General features: G+C 74.0%; 17 protein-coding genes. 8 read left to right on the forward strand and 9 right to left on the reverse strand.

Annotated features, from left to right (window positions below; all coding sequences use genetic code 11):
• The first annotated feature begins 323 nt into the window (after positions 1–323).
• Both IF129_RS05585 and IF129_RS05590 read left to right on the forward strand, forming a co-directional pair.
• Entirely contained in the window at positions 324–926 is a 603-nt protein-coding gene (locus IF129_RS05585) for a carbonic anhydrase (RefSeq protein WP_191208350.1), read from the forward strand.
• 74 nt (positions 927–1,000) lie between these two features.
• Positions 1,001–2,539: a SulP family inorganic anion transporter gene (locus IF129_RS05590; protein ID WP_191208351.1), complete on the forward strand. Its 1,539-nt coding sequence runs from the start codon at positions 1,001–1,003 to the stop codon at positions 2,537–2,539.
• 84 nt (positions 2,540–2,623) lie between these two features.
• Here IF129_RS05590 and IF129_RS05595 read toward each other — a convergent pair whose 3' ends face one another.
• Positions 2,624–3,784: an L-cysteine desulfhydrase Cds1 gene (locus IF129_RS05595; protein ID WP_381480547.1), complete on the reverse strand. Its 1,161-nt coding sequence runs from the start codon at positions 3,782–3,784 to the stop codon at positions 2,624–2,626.
• Positions 3,785–3,885: 101 nt separating this feature from the next.
• On the opposite strand from IF129_RS05595, the gene IF129_RS05600 reads away from it, so the two are divergent.
• From IF129_RS05600 to IF129_RS05610, 3 genes are all read left to right on the forward strand, one after another.
• Positions 3,886–4,224, forward strand: coding sequence for a hypothetical protein (locus IF129_RS05600; protein WP_191208352.1), 339 nt, complete (start codon positions 3,886–3,888; stop codon positions 4,222–4,224).
• Between the two features lie 143 nt (positions 4,225–4,367).
• Positions 4,368–4,898 (forward strand): ATP-binding protein, encoded by a 531-nt coding sequence (locus IF129_RS05605; RefSeq protein ID WP_191208353.1) that lies wholly within the window; start codon positions 4,368–4,370, stop codon positions 4,896–4,898.
• Between the two features lie 61 nt (positions 4,899–4,959).
• Positions 4,960–5,742, forward strand: a complete 783-nt coding sequence (locus IF129_RS05610; protein ID WP_191208354.1) for an alpha/beta fold hydrolase — start codon at positions 4,960–4,962, stop codon at positions 5,740–5,742.
• A gap of 74 nt (positions 5,743–5,816) precedes the next feature.
• On the opposite strand, the gene IF129_RS05615 is transcribed toward IF129_RS05610, so the two are convergent.
• Complete coding sequence (locus IF129_RS05615; RefSeq protein ID WP_318153569.1) at positions 5,817–7,049, reverse strand: ROK family protein; 1,233 nt, start codon at positions 7,047–7,049, stop codon at positions 5,817–5,819.
• A gap of 72 nt (positions 7,050–7,121) precedes the next feature.
• Here IF129_RS05615 and IF129_RS05620 point away from each other — a divergent pair, with 72 nt between their 5' ends.
• A complete protein-coding gene (locus IF129_RS05620) occupies positions 7,122–7,862 on the forward strand; it encodes a maleylpyruvate isomerase family mycothiol-dependent enzyme (RefSeq protein WP_191208356.1) in 741 nt (246 codons plus the stop codon).
• A 96-nt stretch (positions 7,863–7,958) separates the two neighbouring features.
• On the forward strand, positions 7,959–8,429 hold the full coding sequence (locus tag IF129_RS05625) for a DUF4442 domain-containing protein (protein WP_224754480.1): 471 nt from the start codon (positions 7,959–7,961) through the stop codon (positions 8,427–8,429).
• Positions 8,430–8,480: 51 nt separating this feature from the next.
• Here IF129_RS05625 and IF129_RS05630 read toward each other — a convergent pair whose 3' ends face one another.
• Positions 8,481–9,791: a geranylgeranyl reductase family protein gene (locus IF129_RS05630; RefSeq protein ID WP_191208357.1), complete on the reverse strand. Its 1,311-nt coding sequence runs from the start codon at positions 9,789–9,791 to the stop codon at positions 8,481–8,483.
• A 205-nt stretch (positions 9,792–9,996) separates the two neighbouring features.
• Here IF129_RS05630 and IF129_RS05635 point away from each other — a divergent pair, with 205 nt between their 5' ends.
• On the forward strand, positions 9,997–11,316 hold the full coding sequence (locus IF129_RS05635; protein WP_381480730.1) for a dipeptidase: 1,320 nt from the start codon (positions 9,997–9,999) through the stop codon (positions 11,314–11,316).
• Between the two features lie 5 nt (positions 11,317–11,321).
• On the opposite strand, the gene IF129_RS05640 is transcribed toward IF129_RS05635, so the two are convergent.
• From IF129_RS05640 to IF129_RS05665, 6 genes are all read right to left on the reverse strand, one after another.
• Complete coding sequence (locus tag IF129_RS05640) at positions 11,322–12,359, reverse strand: NUDIX domain-containing protein (RefSeq protein ID WP_191208359.1); 1,038 nt, start codon at positions 12,357–12,359, stop codon at positions 11,322–11,324.
• 294 nt (positions 12,360–12,653) lie between these two features.
• Positions 12,654–13,985, reverse strand: coding sequence for a DUF6986 family protein (locus IF129_RS05645; RefSeq protein ID WP_191208360.1), 1,332 nt, complete (start codon positions 13,983–13,985; stop codon positions 12,654–12,656).
• A gap of 199 nt (positions 13,986–14,184) precedes the next feature.
• Entirely contained in the window at positions 14,185–15,159 is a 975-nt protein-coding gene (locus IF129_RS05650) for an electron transfer flavoprotein subunit alpha/FixB family protein (protein ID WP_191208361.1), read from the reverse strand.
• A gap of 48 nt (positions 15,160–15,207) precedes the next feature.
• The gene (locus tag IF129_RS05655) at positions 15,208–15,993 is read right to left on the reverse strand and encodes an electron transfer flavoprotein subunit beta/FixA family protein (RefSeq protein ID WP_191208362.1); all 786 of its coding nucleotides are present in this window, start codon (positions 15,991–15,993) and stop codon (positions 15,208–15,210) included.
• Positions 15,994–16,192: 199 nt separating this feature from the next.
• Complete coding sequence (locus IF129_RS05660; RefSeq protein ID WP_191208363.1) at positions 16,193–16,723, reverse strand: flavin reductase family protein; 531 nt, start codon at positions 16,721–16,723, stop codon at positions 16,193–16,195.
• Positions 16,724–16,834: 111 nt separating this feature from the next.
• A complete protein-coding gene (locus tag IF129_RS05665; protein WP_191208364.1) occupies positions 16,835–17,164 on the reverse strand; it encodes a TlpA family protein disulfide reductase in 330 nt (109 codons plus the stop codon).
• Between the last annotated feature and the right edge of the window lie 123 nt (positions 17,165–17,287).

Genomic DNA, 17,287 nt, shown 5'->3' on the forward strand with positions numbered 1-17,287 from the left:
GTCGGGTCGGGTCGACCGATGAGAACTGTCTCACCGTCATCTCACGTCCGGCTCATGGTCTGGACCAATAGTTCTCCTGCGGGTCACCGGGGACGCGACGCACGCGATGCGGCGCGTACCCCCGCCGGGGTGTCGGCCCGGGGGCCGGGCACCCCCGTACCGACGACAGGCATGCACGACCTCGGCGGAGCCCCCGCGCGACCGAGCGCATCCGGTTCCCCGGTACCCGTGTCACCCCACCCACACGACGGTTCCGCCACGCCGGGCTGCGGCCACCACCGGCGCGACGGATCGAGCACCACTTCCGCGAGGAGGACACCGCTGTGCTACGCATCATCGATCAGGCCCGGGCCTTCCCCTCCCGCTACGGCGGAGAGGAACCCGCTCTCCAGGGCTTCGCGGGCGGTCAACGGCCGTCCGCGATGTTCATCACCTGCTCCGACTCCCGTGTGGTTCCGACGTTGTTGACGGGCGTCGGCCCGGGCGAACTGTTCGAGCTGCGCACCGCCGGGAACGTCGTCCCCCCGTACGACCCGGAGCACGCCACCAGCGAGATGGCGACGATCGAGTACGCGGTCTGCGTGCTGGGAGTCTCCGACATCATCCTCTGCGGGCACTCCCACTGCGGCGCCGTCGGAGCCGTGGCGCGGGGCGACGACCTGCGGACCCTGCCCGCGGTGCGCGGCTGGCTCAGCCGGTCCGTCCCCCCGCACGAGGGCGGGGCCGACGTCGGCGACCTCGGTCCCGACGTCGCACGACCGGTGCAACGCCACGTGGTCACCCAGATGGAGAAGCTCCGCGGCTACCCCTGTGTCAGCGAGGCCGTCCGGGACGGTCGGCTCGGCCTGCACGCCTGGTACTACGAGGTCCACACCGGAGCCGTCCAGGCCCATCAGATCGCCACCGGGGCCTTCTCCTCCCTGTAGAGGCGATGACGGCGCGCGTTCGTCCGCCCGCCGCCATCGGCACCGCTCCCCCCCACTTCCAGGAGCTGACGTCAATGAAGACCTCTCCACACCTCCGGTTACGGCCGGACGTCCTCTCCCGCGACCTGCTCGCCTCCGTCGTGGTGTTCCTCGTCGCCGTACCGCTGTGCGTCGGTATCGCGGTCGCGTCCGGTGTACCGGCCGAACTGGGCCTGGTCACGGGCATCGTCGGCGGGCTACTGGTCGGCGCGATGCCGGGCAGCGCGCTCCAGGTCAGCGGTCCGGCCGCAGGGCTCACCGTCCTCGTGTACGAGGCCGTGACCCACCATGGCGTCGGTGCGCTCGGCATCCTCGTCCTGGCCACGGGACTGCTCCAGATCACGCTCGGCGCCGTCGGCGTCGGCAGGTGGTTCCGCGCCATCTCGACCGCGGTCGTGCACGGCATGCTGGCCGGAATCGGGCTCGTCCTGATCGCGAGCCAGCTCTACGCCCTGGTGGGCGTCGACGCCCACGGGAACGGCCTCGACAACCTGGCCGGCCTGCCGGAGCTGGTCACCGGGAGCCTGTCCGGAACCCCGGCGCTCTCCTCCTGCGCGATCGGTGTCGGAACCATCGCCGTCCTCCTGCTGTGGAAGCGGCTTCCCGGGTCCCTTCCCCGGCTCCTGCCCGGGCCGCTGGTCGCCGTGGGGCTGGCCACGCTCGCGGTGGCGGTCCTGCACCCGCCCGTCGCCACCATCGAGGTCCGCGGCCTGATCGACTCCCTCGACCTGACCGGGCTCGGCGACGTCGAGATGCTGGCGGATCCCGCGCTGCTGGGCGTCGTCCTCGCCTTCACGCTCATCGCGTCCGCCGAGTCCCTCTTCAGCGCCGCCGCCGTGGACCGGATGCACGACGGCCCGCCCACCCACTACAACAAGGAGCTCATCGCCCAGGGAGCGGGGAACACGGTGTGCGGCCTCGTGGGCGCGCTGCCCATGACGGCCGTCATCGTGCGCAGCGCCGCCAACGTCCAGGCCGGCGCCCGCACCAAGATGTCCAGGATCCTCCACGGCGTGTGGCTGCTGCTGTTCGCCGCTCTGTTTCCCGCCGTGCTCGAACTGATCCCCGTGGCCGCCCTCGCGGGGGTGCTCATCCACGCGGGCGGGAAGCTCGTCCCGGTCGCCATGGTCCGGACGCTGTGGCGCGAACACCGCGGCGAGGCCGTGGTGTTGGCGACGACGGCGCTGGCGATCATCGCCACGGACATGTTCCTGGGGGTCCTCGTCGGCATCGGTGCGGCCGTCGTCAAGACGGCGTGGGAGACCTCGGCGGTCCGTGTGGAGGTCGAGGAGCGGGACGAGCGCACCACCGTCGCGCTCAGCGGAAGCGCCACCTTCCTGCGCCTTCCGCTGATCCTCGACACCCTGGAGGCGATGCCGAAGGACCGGCCGGTGGAGATCGACCTCTCCCGGCTGCGTCACGTGGATCACGCCTGTCGTACCGCCCTTGAGGCGTGGACCGTCCAGGACAACGCCGGCCCGCGGGGCACGCCGGATCCGGCACCGCGCGAGACCGCCCTCGTGGCCGCCGCGCCGAGCGGCGACGCCGCCGCGACGGAGCGGGGCGACCGCTGAGGGCGGTGGATCCTCAGGCCTTCTGCGGCACGACCCCTGGCCGGTGAAACGCCCGGCCGGGCGGGGCCGGGGGCCCCGGGCGCGTCATCCGACCGTCCGGGGCCACAGGCCGGTGTCGAGGAAGGCGGTGAGCGTCGCGGTGTACGGGGCGATGTCCAGCCCCTGTTCGGCGAGCCAGGTGTCGGAGTAGTACTTGTCGAGGTAGCGGTCGCCCGGGTCGCAGATCAGGGTGACCACCGAGCCCCGACGGCCGGCGGCGACCATCTCGGCGACGATCCGCAGCGCGCTCCACAGCCCGGTCCCCGTCGAGCCGCCCGCCCTGCGCCCCACCCGTTCCTCCAGCAGGCGCACGGCCGCGACGCTGGCGGCGTCCGGCACCTTCATCATGCGGTCGATGGCGCCCGGTACGAAGCTCGGCTCCATCCGGGGGCGGCCGATGCCCTCGATCCGGGAGCCGCACGCGCTCGCCGCCTGCGGGTCCTCGGCGACCCAGCCGTCGAAGAAGCAGGAGTTCTCCGGGTCCGGCACACAGATCCGGGTGTCGTACTGCATGTAGCGCACGTACCGGCCGAGGGTCGCCGACGTCCCGCCCGTGCCGGCGGCGGCGACGATCCAGGCGGGTTCCGGATGGCGTTCGAGCCGCAGCTGGTGGTAGATCGACTCGGCGATGTTGTTGTTGCCGCGCCAGTCCGTCGCACGTTCGGCGTAGGTGAACTGGTCCATGTAGTGCCCGCCGGTCTCCGCGGCGAGCCGGGCCGAGACCTCGTAGACGGTCTGCGGGTCGTCCACGAGGTGGCAGCGGCCCCCCTGGAACTCGATGAGGCGGGTCTTCTCCCGGCTGGTGCTGCGCGGCATGACCGCGATGAAGGGCACACCGATCAGAGAGGCGAAGTACGCCTCGGAGACGGCGGTGGAGCCGCTGGATGCCTCGATCACCGGCTTGCCGGGGCGGATCCAGCCGTTGCACAGCCCGTAGAGGAAGAGCGAGCGGGCGAGTCGGTGCTTGAGGCTTCCGGTGGGGTGCGTCGACTCGTCCTTCAGGTACAGGTCGATCCCCCAGGCCTCCGGAAGGGGGAAGCGGAGCAGGTGGGTGTCGGCGCTGCGGTTGGCGTCGGCCTGCACGGTGCGCACGGCGTTCTTCAGCCAGGCCCGGTAGGCGGTGTCGCTGCGGTCCACGTCCTGTGTTGCGGCGGGCTGCCCGACGGGGGCGGGACGGGCGGTGCGGGACACGTTCTGGCTGCTCACGCGGCGATGATATGCGGCCTCTGGCGCACCGCCGAACCGCCGGGCACACTGCGTGCAGGAGACGGTCACCCTCCGGTGACCGGCGGGTGAGGTGGTGCGCGATGACGGTTCCCGAGTTCGACGTCGACGGTGTCCCGGTGCGTCGTCCGCCCCGCACCCTGACGCGCGCGGGTCAGGTGCTGGTGCAGGGGGGCCGGATGTCGCTGCTCACCAGCTACGGGCGGGAGATCGACGGCGCACCGGTGGAGAAGGTCCGCCTGCCCCGGCCGTGGTGGGGGGCGTGGCGCCCCGCCCGGCGCCGGACGGTGGTCGTGCTGGGCGGGACGCGCTACACGCTCGGTCTCGCGCTGCGTGACCGCTCCCGGTTGACGGCCGCGCTCGGTCACGCCCGGGAACGCGCGGCGAAGATCGCTGCGGATCGACGCATCGTGCACCCGTGAACACCACCCGATTTGCGCAACCATGTGAGCTGGATCACGCTGGTAAGCCACGGGAACCCTCAGCGGCCGTCGCCCGGGTTCCGGTTCCGCCCAGCCACGCATGTCGCCCCCGTACGTCGCCCCGGCCCCAGGGAGTCGCAGCCGTGATCAGTCACCCCGCCCCCAGCAGGCACTGTGCGGTCGAGTTCCAGGCCCTGCCCTCGCGCATCGGCCAGGTACGCCGCATCGTCTCCGCCCAGCTCCGCTACTGGCACCTGCCCCAGTTGACCGACACCGCCGCGCTCGGCGTCACCGAACTGCTGGCCAACGTGCACCGGCATACCGGCGCGGACAAGCACTGCACCGTGGAGATCGTGCTGCTGTGGGACCGGCTGACGATCTCGGTGCGCGACCACGACCCCCGGCTGCCCGAGGTGCGCTCCCCGGGCACGACGGCCACCAGCGGGCGCGGGCTGGCCCTGGTGGCGGCCATGAGCGCGAGCTGGGGCATGCGGGCCCAGCGCGGCGGTGAGGGGAAGGTCGTCTGGTTCACGCTCCCCGCGCCGCCGCCGGGCGAACGGCGACCGGCGGGAAGGCGGCCGGGTGCCGGTTCCCCGCGGGTCGCGCGCCCCGCGGCCGCGCCGTCCACCGCGACCGTGCGGGAGCCGGGTCGCGCCAGCCCGGTGCCCGGCTGAGGCGGCGGGCGGCCGTGGCGAGCGCCCCGACGTGCGCGTGACGGGGGCTTAGCATCACGGCATGACCACTGAAGCGCTGCTGGGCGGCATACGCACCGCCTATCTGGACGAGGGCACCGGTGAACCGCTGCTCCTCGTCCACGGCCACCCCTTCGACCGCACGCTGTGGGCCGCCCAGACCGAGGTGTTCGCCGCCGCAGGGCACCGGGTCGTCGTGCCCGACCTGCGCGGCTACGGCCTCAGCGAGGTCGTCCCCGGCACGACGACGCTGGCGCACTTCGCGACCGACCTGGCGCGGCTGCTGGACCACCTGGGGATCGAACGGGCCACGGTCGCCGGGGTGTCCATGGGCGGCCAGATCACCCTGGAGTTCTTCCGGCTGTTCCCCGAACGCGTCGCGGGGCTCGTACTGTGCGACACGGCGCCGTACGCGGAGACCGAGGACGGCAGGGTCGGCCGCCGTCGGATGGCCGAGCGCCTGCTCCGGGAGGGGATGGGCGGGTACACGGCCGAGGCGATCGACAAGATGGTGGCCCCCCGGTACGCCGAGGCCTCCCGGCGGGTGCGCGCCATGATGCTCGCCGCGCCCCCCGAGGGGGCGGCGGCCGCGCTGCGGGGGCGGGCCGAGCGTCCCGACTACACACCGGTGCTGAGCCGGATCGCCGTTCCGACGCTGGTGGTGGTCGGGAAGGAGGACACCTACACGCCGGTGTCCGACGCCGAGTTCCTCCACGCGCACATCGCCGGATCGCGGCTGGCCGTCATCGAGGACGCCTCGCATCTGCCGATGGTGGAACGCCCCGGGGAGTTCAACCGCGTGCTCGCCGCGTTCCTGCGGTCCTGAACCGTGTCCCGTGCCGTCTCCCGTGCCGTCGCGCGATGCGGCGGCACGGGACGGCGACCGGCCCGGCGGGTCGGTCAGACCTCCGCGAGGAGCAGCGGATCGTCCAGAACGGGCTGCCACGCCATCTCCGCCGCCCCGACGAGGGAGTTGTGGTCGAGGGTGCAGGCCAGGACGGGCACCTCTCCGCTGCGGCCCCACAGGCTCCGGTCCGCGACGACGGCGCGCAGCCGCTCCTCGTCGGCCCGCAGCAGCTCGCGGTGGAGCCCGCCCAGGATGACGCGGTCGGGATTGAGGATGTTGACGAGCGAGGCGAGGCCCTGCCCGAGACGGTCGATCAGCCGGTGGGCCGCCGCGCGGACCGCGAAGTCGCCGGGGTAGCACGTGCGGAGGAGGTCGCGGGCCTGGTCGAGCAGGGAGACCTCCGGCCCGGCGTCACGCCCGGCGGCCTCAAGGAAGGCCAGCGGGTCGGTCTCGACGTCGAGGCAGCCGCGGCTTCCGCAGTGGCACGGGCGGCCCTGCGGATCCACCGTCAGGTGACCGACCTCCAGGGCGAGCCCGGAGCTGCCGGTGTGCAGCCGTCCGCCGAGCACGAGGGCGCCGCCGACACCGCGGTGGCCGGTGGCCACGCACAGCAGGTGCCGCGCCCCGCGCCCCGCGCCGTGGCGGTGCTCGGCGAGCGCGCCGAGGTTGACGTCGTTGGCCGCGTACCCGACGGCCACGCTGCCCGGGGCGGGGCCGGTGACGCCCGCGTCGGCCAGGCAGGCGCTGAAGACCTCGCGGACCGGCGCCCCCGGCGGCCAGGCCACGTGCAGCGGGTTGAGCGCGGTGCCCTCCGGTTCGGCGACGGCCGAGGGCACGGCGAGCCCGGCCCCGACACAGCGTCGGCCGGTGCGGCGCAGGAGCTCGGCGCCGGCGTCGACGACCTCGCGCAGGACCTGGCCGGGGTCGGCGCCGACGTCCCCGCAGCCGGGGGCGGTGGCCACGACGGTGCCGCCCAGGCCCACGAGGGCGGCGCGGAAGCCGTCGGCGTGCACCTGGGCGGCGAGCACGACGGGCCCGTCCGGTTCGACTCCGAGGCGGTGCGAGGGGCGTCCCTGCGAACCGTCGGAGGAGCCGGTGGGTCGCGAGTCCACGGTGATGAGGCCGAGGGCCTGGAGTTCGGCGGCGACGGCGCCCGCCGTCGCCCTCGTGACGCCCAGCTCCGCCGTGAGCACGGCACGGGTGGGCGCGCGGCCGGTGTGGACGAGCTGGAGCGCCGGTCCCAGCGCGCTGCGTCCCCGGTCGGAACGGTTTCGGTGGTGGGTCACGGCATCCATTCTGGCTTTGTGCTCACGATAAACAAATGAAACCCCGTCGACGGCGGTGGCACAATCCCCGTCATGCGGACCACGGACCACCTTCACGCCCTCACCCGGGAGGGTGAAGCGCTCCTCTCCGCCGCCGAACGGGCGGGATGGGACGCCACGGTACCCACGTGCCCCGGATGGCGGGTGCGCGACCTCGTCATCCACCAGGGACACGTGCACCGTTGGGCCGCCGACACCGTCGCCGAGCGCCGGGCCGCCCCCGCGCCGCGCGCGTCGGACGACGTCCCCGACGCCACGCTCGCGCGGTGGTACCGCGAGGGGCACGCACGCCTGCTCGACACCCTCTCCGGCGCACCGGAGGACGTGGAGTGCTGGACGTTCCTGCCCGGCTCCCCGACGCCGCTGGCGTTCTGGGCCCGCCGCCAGGCGCACGAGACCGCGATCCACCGGGTCGACGCCGAGCTCGCCGCCGGCACCGAACGGCCGGAGGTGGACGCCGCGTTGGCTGCCGACGGCATCGACGAGCTGCTCGCCGGGATCCTCACGCGCGACCGCAGTCGGCTGCGCGCCGAGAAGCCGTGTGTGCTCCGGGTCCGCACCCGGGACGCGGGCACCGAACGGACCTGGACGGTACGCGTCACCTCCGCCGTACCGGCGGTCACCGAGGGCGGGCACGGCAGGGCGGACTGCACGGTGAGCGGCCCGGCGTCCTTGCTGTACACGGCTCTGTGGAACCGGGCGGAACTGACGGCGGCCACCGTGGAGGGCGACCCGGGCCTGGCAGCCCGATGGCGGGAGCTGTCGGCCGTGTGAGGGGCGAAGTCACTGCTCGGGTGCGGTGCCCGTTCCGGGGGCCAGGCACCACCCGCCGGAGTTACTCGTCGGTAATATCGGTGCTAACCTGACCGCATGGCACGTCGAATCAGCGCGGCCACGCTGCGCCGCGGAATGAACCTGTGGCCGCCCTTCCTCTTCGCGGGCGTCCGGGTTCTGCACATCGCCGACGACTGGAGCAGTGCCCGGGTACGGCTGCGGCTCGGCCGCTTCAACCGGAACTACTTCGGCACGCACTTCGGCGGCTCGCTGTTCTCCATGACGGACCCGTTCTGGGCCCTGCTCGTCGTCTCGTCGCTCGGCCGGGACTACATCGTGTGGGACCGGGCCGGTGAGATCGACTTCGTCTCACCGGGACGCGGCGACGTCTTCGCCGACTTCAAGCTGACGCCGGACCGCCTGGAGGAGATCACCTCCGCCACGGCCGACGGCTCCAAGGCGCTGCCCTGGTTCGCCTGCACCGTCACCGCGGCGGACGGCAGCGTCGTGGCCGAGGTGCGCAAGCAGCTCTACGTCCGTCGCAAGCCGTCCGCGCGGGAGCGCTGAGGGGAACCGGGCCGGACTCCCCCGGCCCCGGGGTCCGGCCCGCCGCGTCCGTCAGGAAGCGCCGTCGGGCGAGCGGTTGTCCAGCGCGGTCAGCGCCCGGCGCGCCAGCGGCCGGGTACGGATGAGCTCGGCGAGCGTCGTGGACCCCCGGGTGATGTCGGCGAAGGTGTTCCAGGCGGGCCGGAAGCCGGTCAGGGTCGCGTGCAACAGGCCGGGACGGCGGCTGAAGACCTGGTGCATGCGCCGCCCGACCCCCATCTCCACGCCCAGGCCCGACTTGATGGCGAACGCGTAGTTGAGGGCCTGGCGCCGGGCCTCCACGGCGTCCCCCGCACCGGCGATGCGGACCGCCCACTCCCCCGCCAGCCGACCCGAACGCAGGGCGTAGGAGATGCCCTCCCGCGTCCAGGGCTCCAGCAGCCCGGCGGCGTCACCGCAGACCAGCACACGGCCGCGCGTCAGCGGGGAGTCCTCGGCGCGGCAGCGGGTCAGGTGTCCCGAGGAGACGCTCGGTTCGAACCCCGCCAGTCCGAGCCGGGCCGTGAAGTCCTCCAGGTAGCGCTTGGTCGCCGCCCCCTCGCCACGGGCCGAGATGACGCCGACGGTCAGGGTGTCGCCCTTGGGGAAGACCCAGCCGTAGGAGCCCGGAAGCGGCCCCCAGTCGATCAGGACGCGCCCCGCCCAGTCCTCCGCCACGGTGTCCGGGACGGGGATCTCCGCCTCCAGCCCCAGGTCGACCTGGTCCATCTTCACTCCGACGTGGGCCCCTATCCGGCTGGCACTGCCGTCCGCGCCCACGACGGCCCGCGCGAGCACCGTCTCGCCGCCGGAGAGAACCACCGCGACCGTGCGCCGGTCCGGGACCGCCGGACCGTGCTGCTCGACCCGGGAGACGGTCACGCCCGTGCGCAGCTCCGCGCCCGCCTTCTGCGCCGACTCGACCAGTGCCTGGTCGAACTCGGGGCGGTTCACCAGACCGAAGAGCATCCGCCGCGAGCGGCGGGTACGGCTGAAGCGGCCGTCCAGGGAGAACGTCACGGCGTGCACGCGGTCCTGGAGCGGCAGTTCGAACCCGGGCGGCAACGCGTCCCGGGACGGGCCGATGATGCCGCCGCCGCAGGTCTTGTAGCGCGGCAGCCGGGCCTTCTCCAGCAGCAGGACACGCCGCCCGGCCACGGCCGCCGCGTGGGCGGCGGAGGCGCCCGCCGGTCCGGCACCGACCACGACCACGTCCCAGACGGCGGCCGACTCCTCCCCCGCGTCCCCGGCGCCGTCGGCTGTACTGGGGGTGTTCTCGCTGCTCACGATCTGTTCTGCTCCCGCTCGACCGACCGGCCAGGAAGGGCCTGGCCCCTGCGGCATCCTACGGCCCGGTGCCCCCGAGGACCGCTGTGGGAGGATCAACACACCGCCGGACGTGCGGCGATCCCGCTCTCCGGTGTCCCGACCCCGGCATCCAGGAGGACGTTCCCGCATGGCGCACCACCCGGCGCACGCCGCCGACCCCACACACGGCACGCCCACTCCCCCGGCATCGGACTCCGTCGCGGCGACCGTCGCGGCACTGATGCCGCAGGCCCGCGAGGAACTGGCCGCGCTGGTGCGCTTCCAGTCGGTCGCCGACCCCGCGCAGTTCCCCGTCGAGGAGTGCGAGGGCGCGGCGCGCTGGATCGCCGACGCCCTGCGCGCCGAGGGCTTCACGGACGTCGCCGAGCTGGAGACGCCCGACGGCACGCGGTCGGTGTACGGGCTGCTCCCCGGCCCCGCGGACGCGCCCACCGTCCTGCTCTACGCCCACTACGACGTCCAGCCGCCCCTGGACCTCGCGGGGTGGGACTCCCCGCCGTTCGAGCTGACCGAGCGGGACGGGCGCTGGTACGGGCGCGGGGCGGCGGACTGCAAGGGCGGGTTCATCCTGCACCTGCTCGCCCTGCGGGCCCTGCGGGCCCACGGCGGCGTGCCCGTGACCGTCAAGATGATCGTGGAGGGGTCGGAGGAGCAGGGCACCGGCGGACTGGAACGCTACGCGGAGGCCCATCCGGAACTGCTGGCGGCCGACACGATCGTCATCGGTGACGCGGGCAACTTCCGCACCGGCCTGCCGACGGTGACCAGCGTGCTGCGCGGCATGACCCTGCTGCGCGTCCAGGTGGACACCCTCGAAGGAAACCTGCACTCCGGCCAGTTCGGCGGCGCGGCACCGGACGCGCTGGCTGCGCTGATCCGGCTGCTGGACTCACTGCGGGCCGAGGACGGCTCGACCACCGTGGACGGGCTCGCGGCACAGGGCGTGTGGGAGGGACTGCCCTACCCCGAGGAGGACTTCCGCCGGGACGCCAAGGTACTGGAGGGGGTCGGGCTGGTCGGCTCGGGCACGGTCGCCGACCGGCTGTGGGCCCGCCCGGCCGTCACCGTGCTGGGCATCGACTGCCCGCCCGTCGTCGGAGCCACCCCCTCCGTGCAGGCCGCCGCCCGCGCCCTGGTCAGCCTGCGCGTCCCGCCGGGCACGGACGCCGCCGACGCGGGCCGGCTGCTGAGTGCGCACCTGAGGAGCCGGGCCCCCTGGGGTGCGCGGGTGAGTGTGGAGGAGGTCGGTCAGGGCCAGCCCTTCCGTGCCGACACCGCCAGCCCCGCCTACACCGCGATGGCCGAGGCGATGGCGGAGGCGTACGACGGGGCGCGGATGGCGGTGGCCGGGATGGGCGGCTCCATCCCGCTGTGCAACACCCTGGCCGCCCTCTACCCCGAGGCCGAGATCCTGCTGACCGGGCTCAGTGAGCCCGCCGCGCGGATCCACGCCGTCAACGAGAGCGTCTCGCCCGACGAACTGCACCGCATGTCGGTCGTGGAGGCCCTGTTCCTCCAGCGGTACGCCGATCGCCGCTGAGCGGCTCAGCCGGCCGGCCCGGACCCGACCGGGACGCCCGCCTCCAGGTTGAGCGGGCGTCCCCACTCCCGGGCGCGCAGCGCCCAGCGCAGCCGTGCCAGTCGCACCGGCGGCAGCAGTCCGGCGGCCTCCTCCTCGCCGACGAAGCGCCAGCCGCGCAGTTCCGCTCGGGGCAGCAGGAGACCGTCCACGACGTCCGGGGTGAGCCGTCCGCCGTCGAAGAGGAGGCGCAGACCGCCGTAGGCGGGCGGAGCGGGCGGCTCCCAGTCCACGACGAGCAGCCGGGGCTCCGCCGCCAGCCGCAGCCCCAACTCCTCGGCGACCTCCCGGACACCGGCCCGGGCGGGCGCCTCGCCCGCCTCGACGACGCCGCCGGGGAACTCCCAGCCGGGTTTGTAGGTGGGGTCGACGAGCAGGACCCGGTCCTGGTCGTCGAAGAGCAGGACACCCGCGGCCACGGTCTCCGCCGTCGGCTGCGGGGTCTGCACGATGTCGCACGTTCCAGCCCCGTCGTGCACGGCCTTGGCGATCTGCTCGGCCGTCCGGCGGGGGGTGAGTGCGGTGGTGTCCACGGTGTGCGCGTCGGTGGCCAGCCACGCGCGGGCGGCCCGAAAGGCGGCCATCTCCCCCCGGGCGCGCTCGTCGTCCCCCGGGCGGGTACCGGGGGCCGCACGGGCCGCGAGGCGGGCGCGGAGGATCGTTTCCTCCGCGTCGAGGAGGAAATGGCGCACGGGCACGCGTCGGGAGGCGAGCGCGCCGAAGATCTCGTCCCGGTGCTCCTGGCGCAGCAACGTCATGGGCGTCACCAGCGGCCCCGGCACCTCGCTCAGCAGCACCGCGGCCGTCTCCACCAGCAGCCGCCGCCAGGCCGCCAGGTCGCGACAGTCGACCACCTCGGCGGTTCGCTCCCTCGGCAGCAGGTCGCGCAACTGGGAGCCGACCAGGGACGGGTCGAAGACCGTACTGCCGGGCAGGAGCTCCACCAGCTCCCCCGCCACCGCGCCCTTGCCGGCACCCGCCGCGCCGTTCAGCCAGACGATCACGTCTCCCCCTCTTCGTCGCCCCCTGTTCCGTGCCCCGTCCGCCCCGTACGGGAAACGCCCCCGGGCGGACCGGGCGGGTGGCGGAGGCGCCGCCGGGTCGGGCGCGGCGCACGGGGTGGCGTCCACCGATCGGCTCCCGGCCGGGCGGCGACGGCGCGGGGACCACCGGGGCGCGGCCGGAGGAGGTCGTGGGCCATGGCGGGTATGGTGGCCCGCCCTCCCCGTGTTGTACAGCCCGCCACCGCCCGGGCGGCGCGAGCGTGCGACGCGGAGAGGGCGCGTCGTGGGGCCGCCTCAGGAAGCGGAGACGGTCAGGGCGCTGCGGCGCGGCGCCGCGAAGCCCTCCAGTTCGGTGCGGGTCAGCCCGGTGGCCACACCCACCTCGGTGTCGTCCAGGGCGCCGCAGTCCAGGCCGCGCAGCAGGTACCCGGCGAGCGCCTTGGCGGTGGCGGGCTCGTCCATGACGTCGCCCCCCGCGTCGGCCGCGTAGGCGGCGAGCCGGGCGGCGGCGGCCTCGTACCCCTCACGGTAGAAGGCGTAGACGGCGGCGTACCGGGTCGGCAGGTGGCCGGGGTGCATGTCCCAGCCCTGGTAGTACGCGCGGGCCAGGGAGCGCCGGACGAGGTCGTGGTGCAGCTTCCAGGCGGCGTGGACCCGGGTCGTCGAGCCGACGGGCAGCACGTTGGTCGAGCCGTCGGAGAGCCGGACACCGGTGCCCGCGGCGGCCACCTGCATGACGGCCTTCGCGTGGTCCGCGACCGGGTGGTCCAGCGACTGGTGGGCCGCGCTCACGCCGCAGCACGCGCTGTAGTCGAACGTGCCGTAGTGCAGCCCGGTGGCCCGGCCCTCGGCCGCCTCGATCATGCGGGCGACCGTGGCGCGGCCGTCGGCGCCCAGGATCGACTGACTGGTCTCGATCTGGATCTCGAAGCCGATCCGGCCCGGTGTCAGGCCGCGTGCCGCCTCGAACTCCTCGCAGAGCCGGACCATGGCCGTCACCTGCTCCGCGTACGTCACCTTCGGCAGGGTGAGGACCAGGCCGGGGGGCAGGCCGCCGGCCTCCATGAGGGCGGTGAGGAAGATGTCGAGGGTGCGGATGCCCCGGTCGCGCACGGCGGACTCCATGCACTTGAGGCGGATACCCAGGAACGGCGGCACCCGGGAGGGCGCGCCGTCGGCGAACGCGGCGGCGACGAGGCGGGCGGCGCGGGCGGCGTGCGCGTCCTCCTCGGCGTCCGGCCGGTTGCCGTAGCCGTCCTCGAAGTCGATGCGCAGGTCCTCCACGGGCTCACGGCGGAGCTTGGCCCGCACCCGCGCGTGGACGTCCGCGGCGAGCGCGTCGTCGAGCCCGAGCACGGCGGCGAGCGCGTCGGCGTCGGGGGCGTGGGCGTCGAGCAGGCCGAGGGCCTGGTCGCCCCAGGAGCGCGCGGTGTCGGCGGCGAGGACGTCACCGGGCACGTACACGGTGTGCACGGGCTGCCGCGTACCCGGATCACCGGGGTAGCGCCGGTCCAGTTCGGCGTCGACGGCGGCCAGTGACGCCCCGATCCGCTCCGTCACGGACGGTGTGAGCGTCAGGGTCACCGACGCCTCCGCCTCGTTCTCCCCCGGCCGGCCCTGCGTCATCTGCACTCCCTGCGTCCCCGGGCGGCCCGGCGGCCACCGCGAATCCTCGAACCATCAACAAAACGTTGAATTTCTTGGACGCTATGCCTCCCGCTCCCCTCGCGTCAACACCCGCCCGCCGGTCGGGTGGGACACGCGAACGGCCGGGGTCCGCACAGCGACTGCTGCGCGGACCCCGGCCGTGGTGCGCCGGAGGCGGTCAGCCCTTGCGGGCCGTGACCTCCTCGGTGAGCTGCGGGACGACCTCGAACAGGTCGCCGACCACGCCGTAGTCGACCAGGTCGAAGATCGGGGCCTCGGCGTCCTTGTTGACGGCGACGATCGTCTTCGAGGTCTGCATGCCGGCGCGGTGCTGGATCGCACCGGAGATGCCGGCCGCGACGTACAGCTGCGGCGAGACGGTCTTGCCGGTCTGGCCGACCTGGCTGGAGTGCGGGTACCAGCCGGCGTCGACGGCGGCGCGCGAGGCGCCCACGGCCGCGCCGAGGGAGTCGGCCAGCGCCTCGACGACGTTGAAGTTCTCCGCGCCGCCGACGCCACGGCCGCCGGAGACCACGATCGCGGCCTCGGTCAGCTCCGGGCGCCCGGTCGACTCGCGCTCCTTGCGGGAGACCACCTTGGTGCCGGTGGCCAGCTCGCCGAAGGAGACCGGGAGCTGCTCGACGGTTCCGGCGGCCGGGGCGGCCTCGGGCGCGGCGGAGTTGGGCTTGACCGTGATGACCGGGGTGCCCTTGGAGACGCGGGACTTGGTGGTGAAGGCGGCGGCGAACACCGACTGGGTGGCCACCGGACCCTCGTCACCGGCCTCCAGGTCGACTGCGTCGGTGATGATGCCGGAGCCCAACCGCAGCGCCAGGCGGGCGGCGATCTCCTTGCCCTCGGCGGAGGAGGGCAGCAGCACGGCGGCCGGGGAGCCGTCGGCGGACGCCGCGTCGCACGCGGCCTGCAGCGCGTCCACCTTGGGTACGACCAGGTAGTCGGCGAACTCGGGGGCGTCGGCGGCGAGGACCTTCACCGCGCCGTACTCGGCCAGGGTCGCCGCGGCGGTGTCGGCACCGGCGCCGAGGTGGACGGCGACCGGCTCGCCGATACGGCGGGCGAGGGTCAGCAGCTCCAGGGTGGGCTTGCGGACGGCACCGTCCACGTGGTCGACGTAGACAAGGACTTCAGCCATGGGATCGCTCCTGCGAAGAATGTGCGGGCTTGGGGCGGGCGGCGGTGCTCAGATGAACTTCTGGCCCGCCAGGAACTCGGCGAGCTGCTTGCCGCCCTCGCCCTCGTCCTTCACGACGGTGCCGGCGGTGCGGGCCGGACGTGCGGTGGCGTCCTCGACCTTCGTCCAGGCACCGTCCAGGCCGACCTCCTCGGCCTCGATGTCCAGGTCGTCCAGGTCCAGGGACTCCACCGGCTTCTTCTTGGCCGCCATGATGCCCTTGAAGGAGGGGTAGCGGGCCTCGCCGGACTGGTCGGTGACCGAGGCGACGGCCGGCAGCGCGGCCTCCAGCTGCTCGGTGGCGGAGTCGCCGTCCCGGCGCCCGGTGATCTTGCCGTCCTCGACGGAGACCTCGGAGAGCAGGGTCACCTGCGGCACACCGAGCCGCTCGGCCAGCAGCGCGGGCAGCACGCCCATCGTGCCGTCGGTGGAGGCCATACCGCAGATCACCAGGTCGTAGCCGGTCTTCTCGATGGCCTTGGCGATCACCAGGGAGGTGCCGATGGCGTCGGTGCCGTGCAGGTCGTCGTCCTCGACGTGCACGCCCTTGTCGGCGCCCATGGACAGGGCCTTGCGCAGCGCGTCGCTCGCGTCCTCCGGGCCGACCGTGAGCACGGTGACCTCGGCGTCGTCGGCGTTCTCGGCGATCTGCAGCGCCTGCTCCACCGCGTACTCGTCGAGCTCCGAGAGCAGGCCGTCCACCGCGTCGCGATCGGTGGTCAGGTCCTCGGCGAAGTGCCGGTCGCCGGTGGCGTCGGGCACGTACTTCACACAGACAACGATCCTCAAGCTCACGCCGGCTCTCCTACTGCATCGTCTTTACGGGCTGCTGCCTTCGCAGGCAGCATAGGCGCCTGCTGGGGCGGGTTCCGGCCGGGTGGGCCGGTCCCTCCGACCAGTTTATTACTCGCCAGTACATCCATCACTTTCCCGGGAAGCAAGGCCGGTGAACTGTGACCTTGCCAACGCGGGACGAGCGAAACGCTGACTCGACTCAATCACGCAACGCCGTGAAGCGCCCCTGGTGATAGAGCAGCGGCCGACCGGGCCCGTCGGCGTCGCCCGCCACGACCTCGGCGACGACCACACGGTGGTCGCCGGCGGGCACCCGGCCCGCCACCCGGCACACCAGCCACACCGGGACGTCCCCCAGGACGGGAACGGAGAAGGGACCCGGGCGCCACTGAAGCGGCGGCGCGAAGCGGTCCGCGCCGTGCCGGGCGAACGTCTCGGCCAGGCCCTGCTGGTGCTCGCCCAGGAAGTGCACCCCCACATGGGTGGCCTCCGCCAGGACCGGCCAGCTGGACGAACCGGTGCCCACGCCGAAGGACAGCAGCGGCGGGTCGGCGGCGACCGACGCCACCGACGAGGCCGTGAAGCCGACCGGCCGCACCGCCGCACCGCCCGCACCGGGCTCGGCGGCGGTGATCACGGCCACCCCGGCCGGATGGCGGCGGAACGCGGCCCGCAGCAGGTCGGGACCGCCGTCGAGCACCGCGGCGCCGACCGCGTCCCGCGGCCTCACCGGCGGCTCCCGGACCGTCTGACCTCACCCATAGCGTCACCCTGACGATTGGCGGTGGGCGGCGTCAAGCGGCCGCGGGGGCCGGAGGGTGCGAGATCGGTCACGCGCCACTCACAGGACCTCGCCCAGTGCGGCGATCACGTCCACGGTGCGCGGGGGGCCGACGGCCCGGCGCACGACGCGCCCGCCACCGTCGAGCACCAGGACGGTGGGGGTGGCCTCGATTCCCAGGTCGCGGACGAGCGCCAGTCGGTCCTCGGCGTCGACCTCCACGTGGAGCACGCCGTCGACCATGCCGCCGACCTGCCGCAGCACCCCGCGCGTGGCCCGACACGGCTGGCAGAACGCCGTCGAGAACTGCACGAGCGTGGCCCGCTCCCCCAGCCGGGCCACGGCGAGATCCGCCGCGCTCAGCCGCCGTGCCCGGTTCCGCTCGGTCATGCCCGCCTCTTCTCTCCTCCGGTCGCCGGTGGCCGACCGGCCGCCCGGCCGACCGGTCCTTCCGTCCCTGCCAGCATCGCATCCCGGCCCCTGCGCGGCGGGGCGCCCGCCCGCGCCCCGCCG

Source organism: Streptomyces chumphonensis, assembly GCF_014779715.1.
Classification (GTDB): domain Bacteria; phylum Actinomycetota; class Actinomycetes; order Streptomycetales; family Streptomycetaceae; genus Streptomyces; species Streptomyces chumphonensis.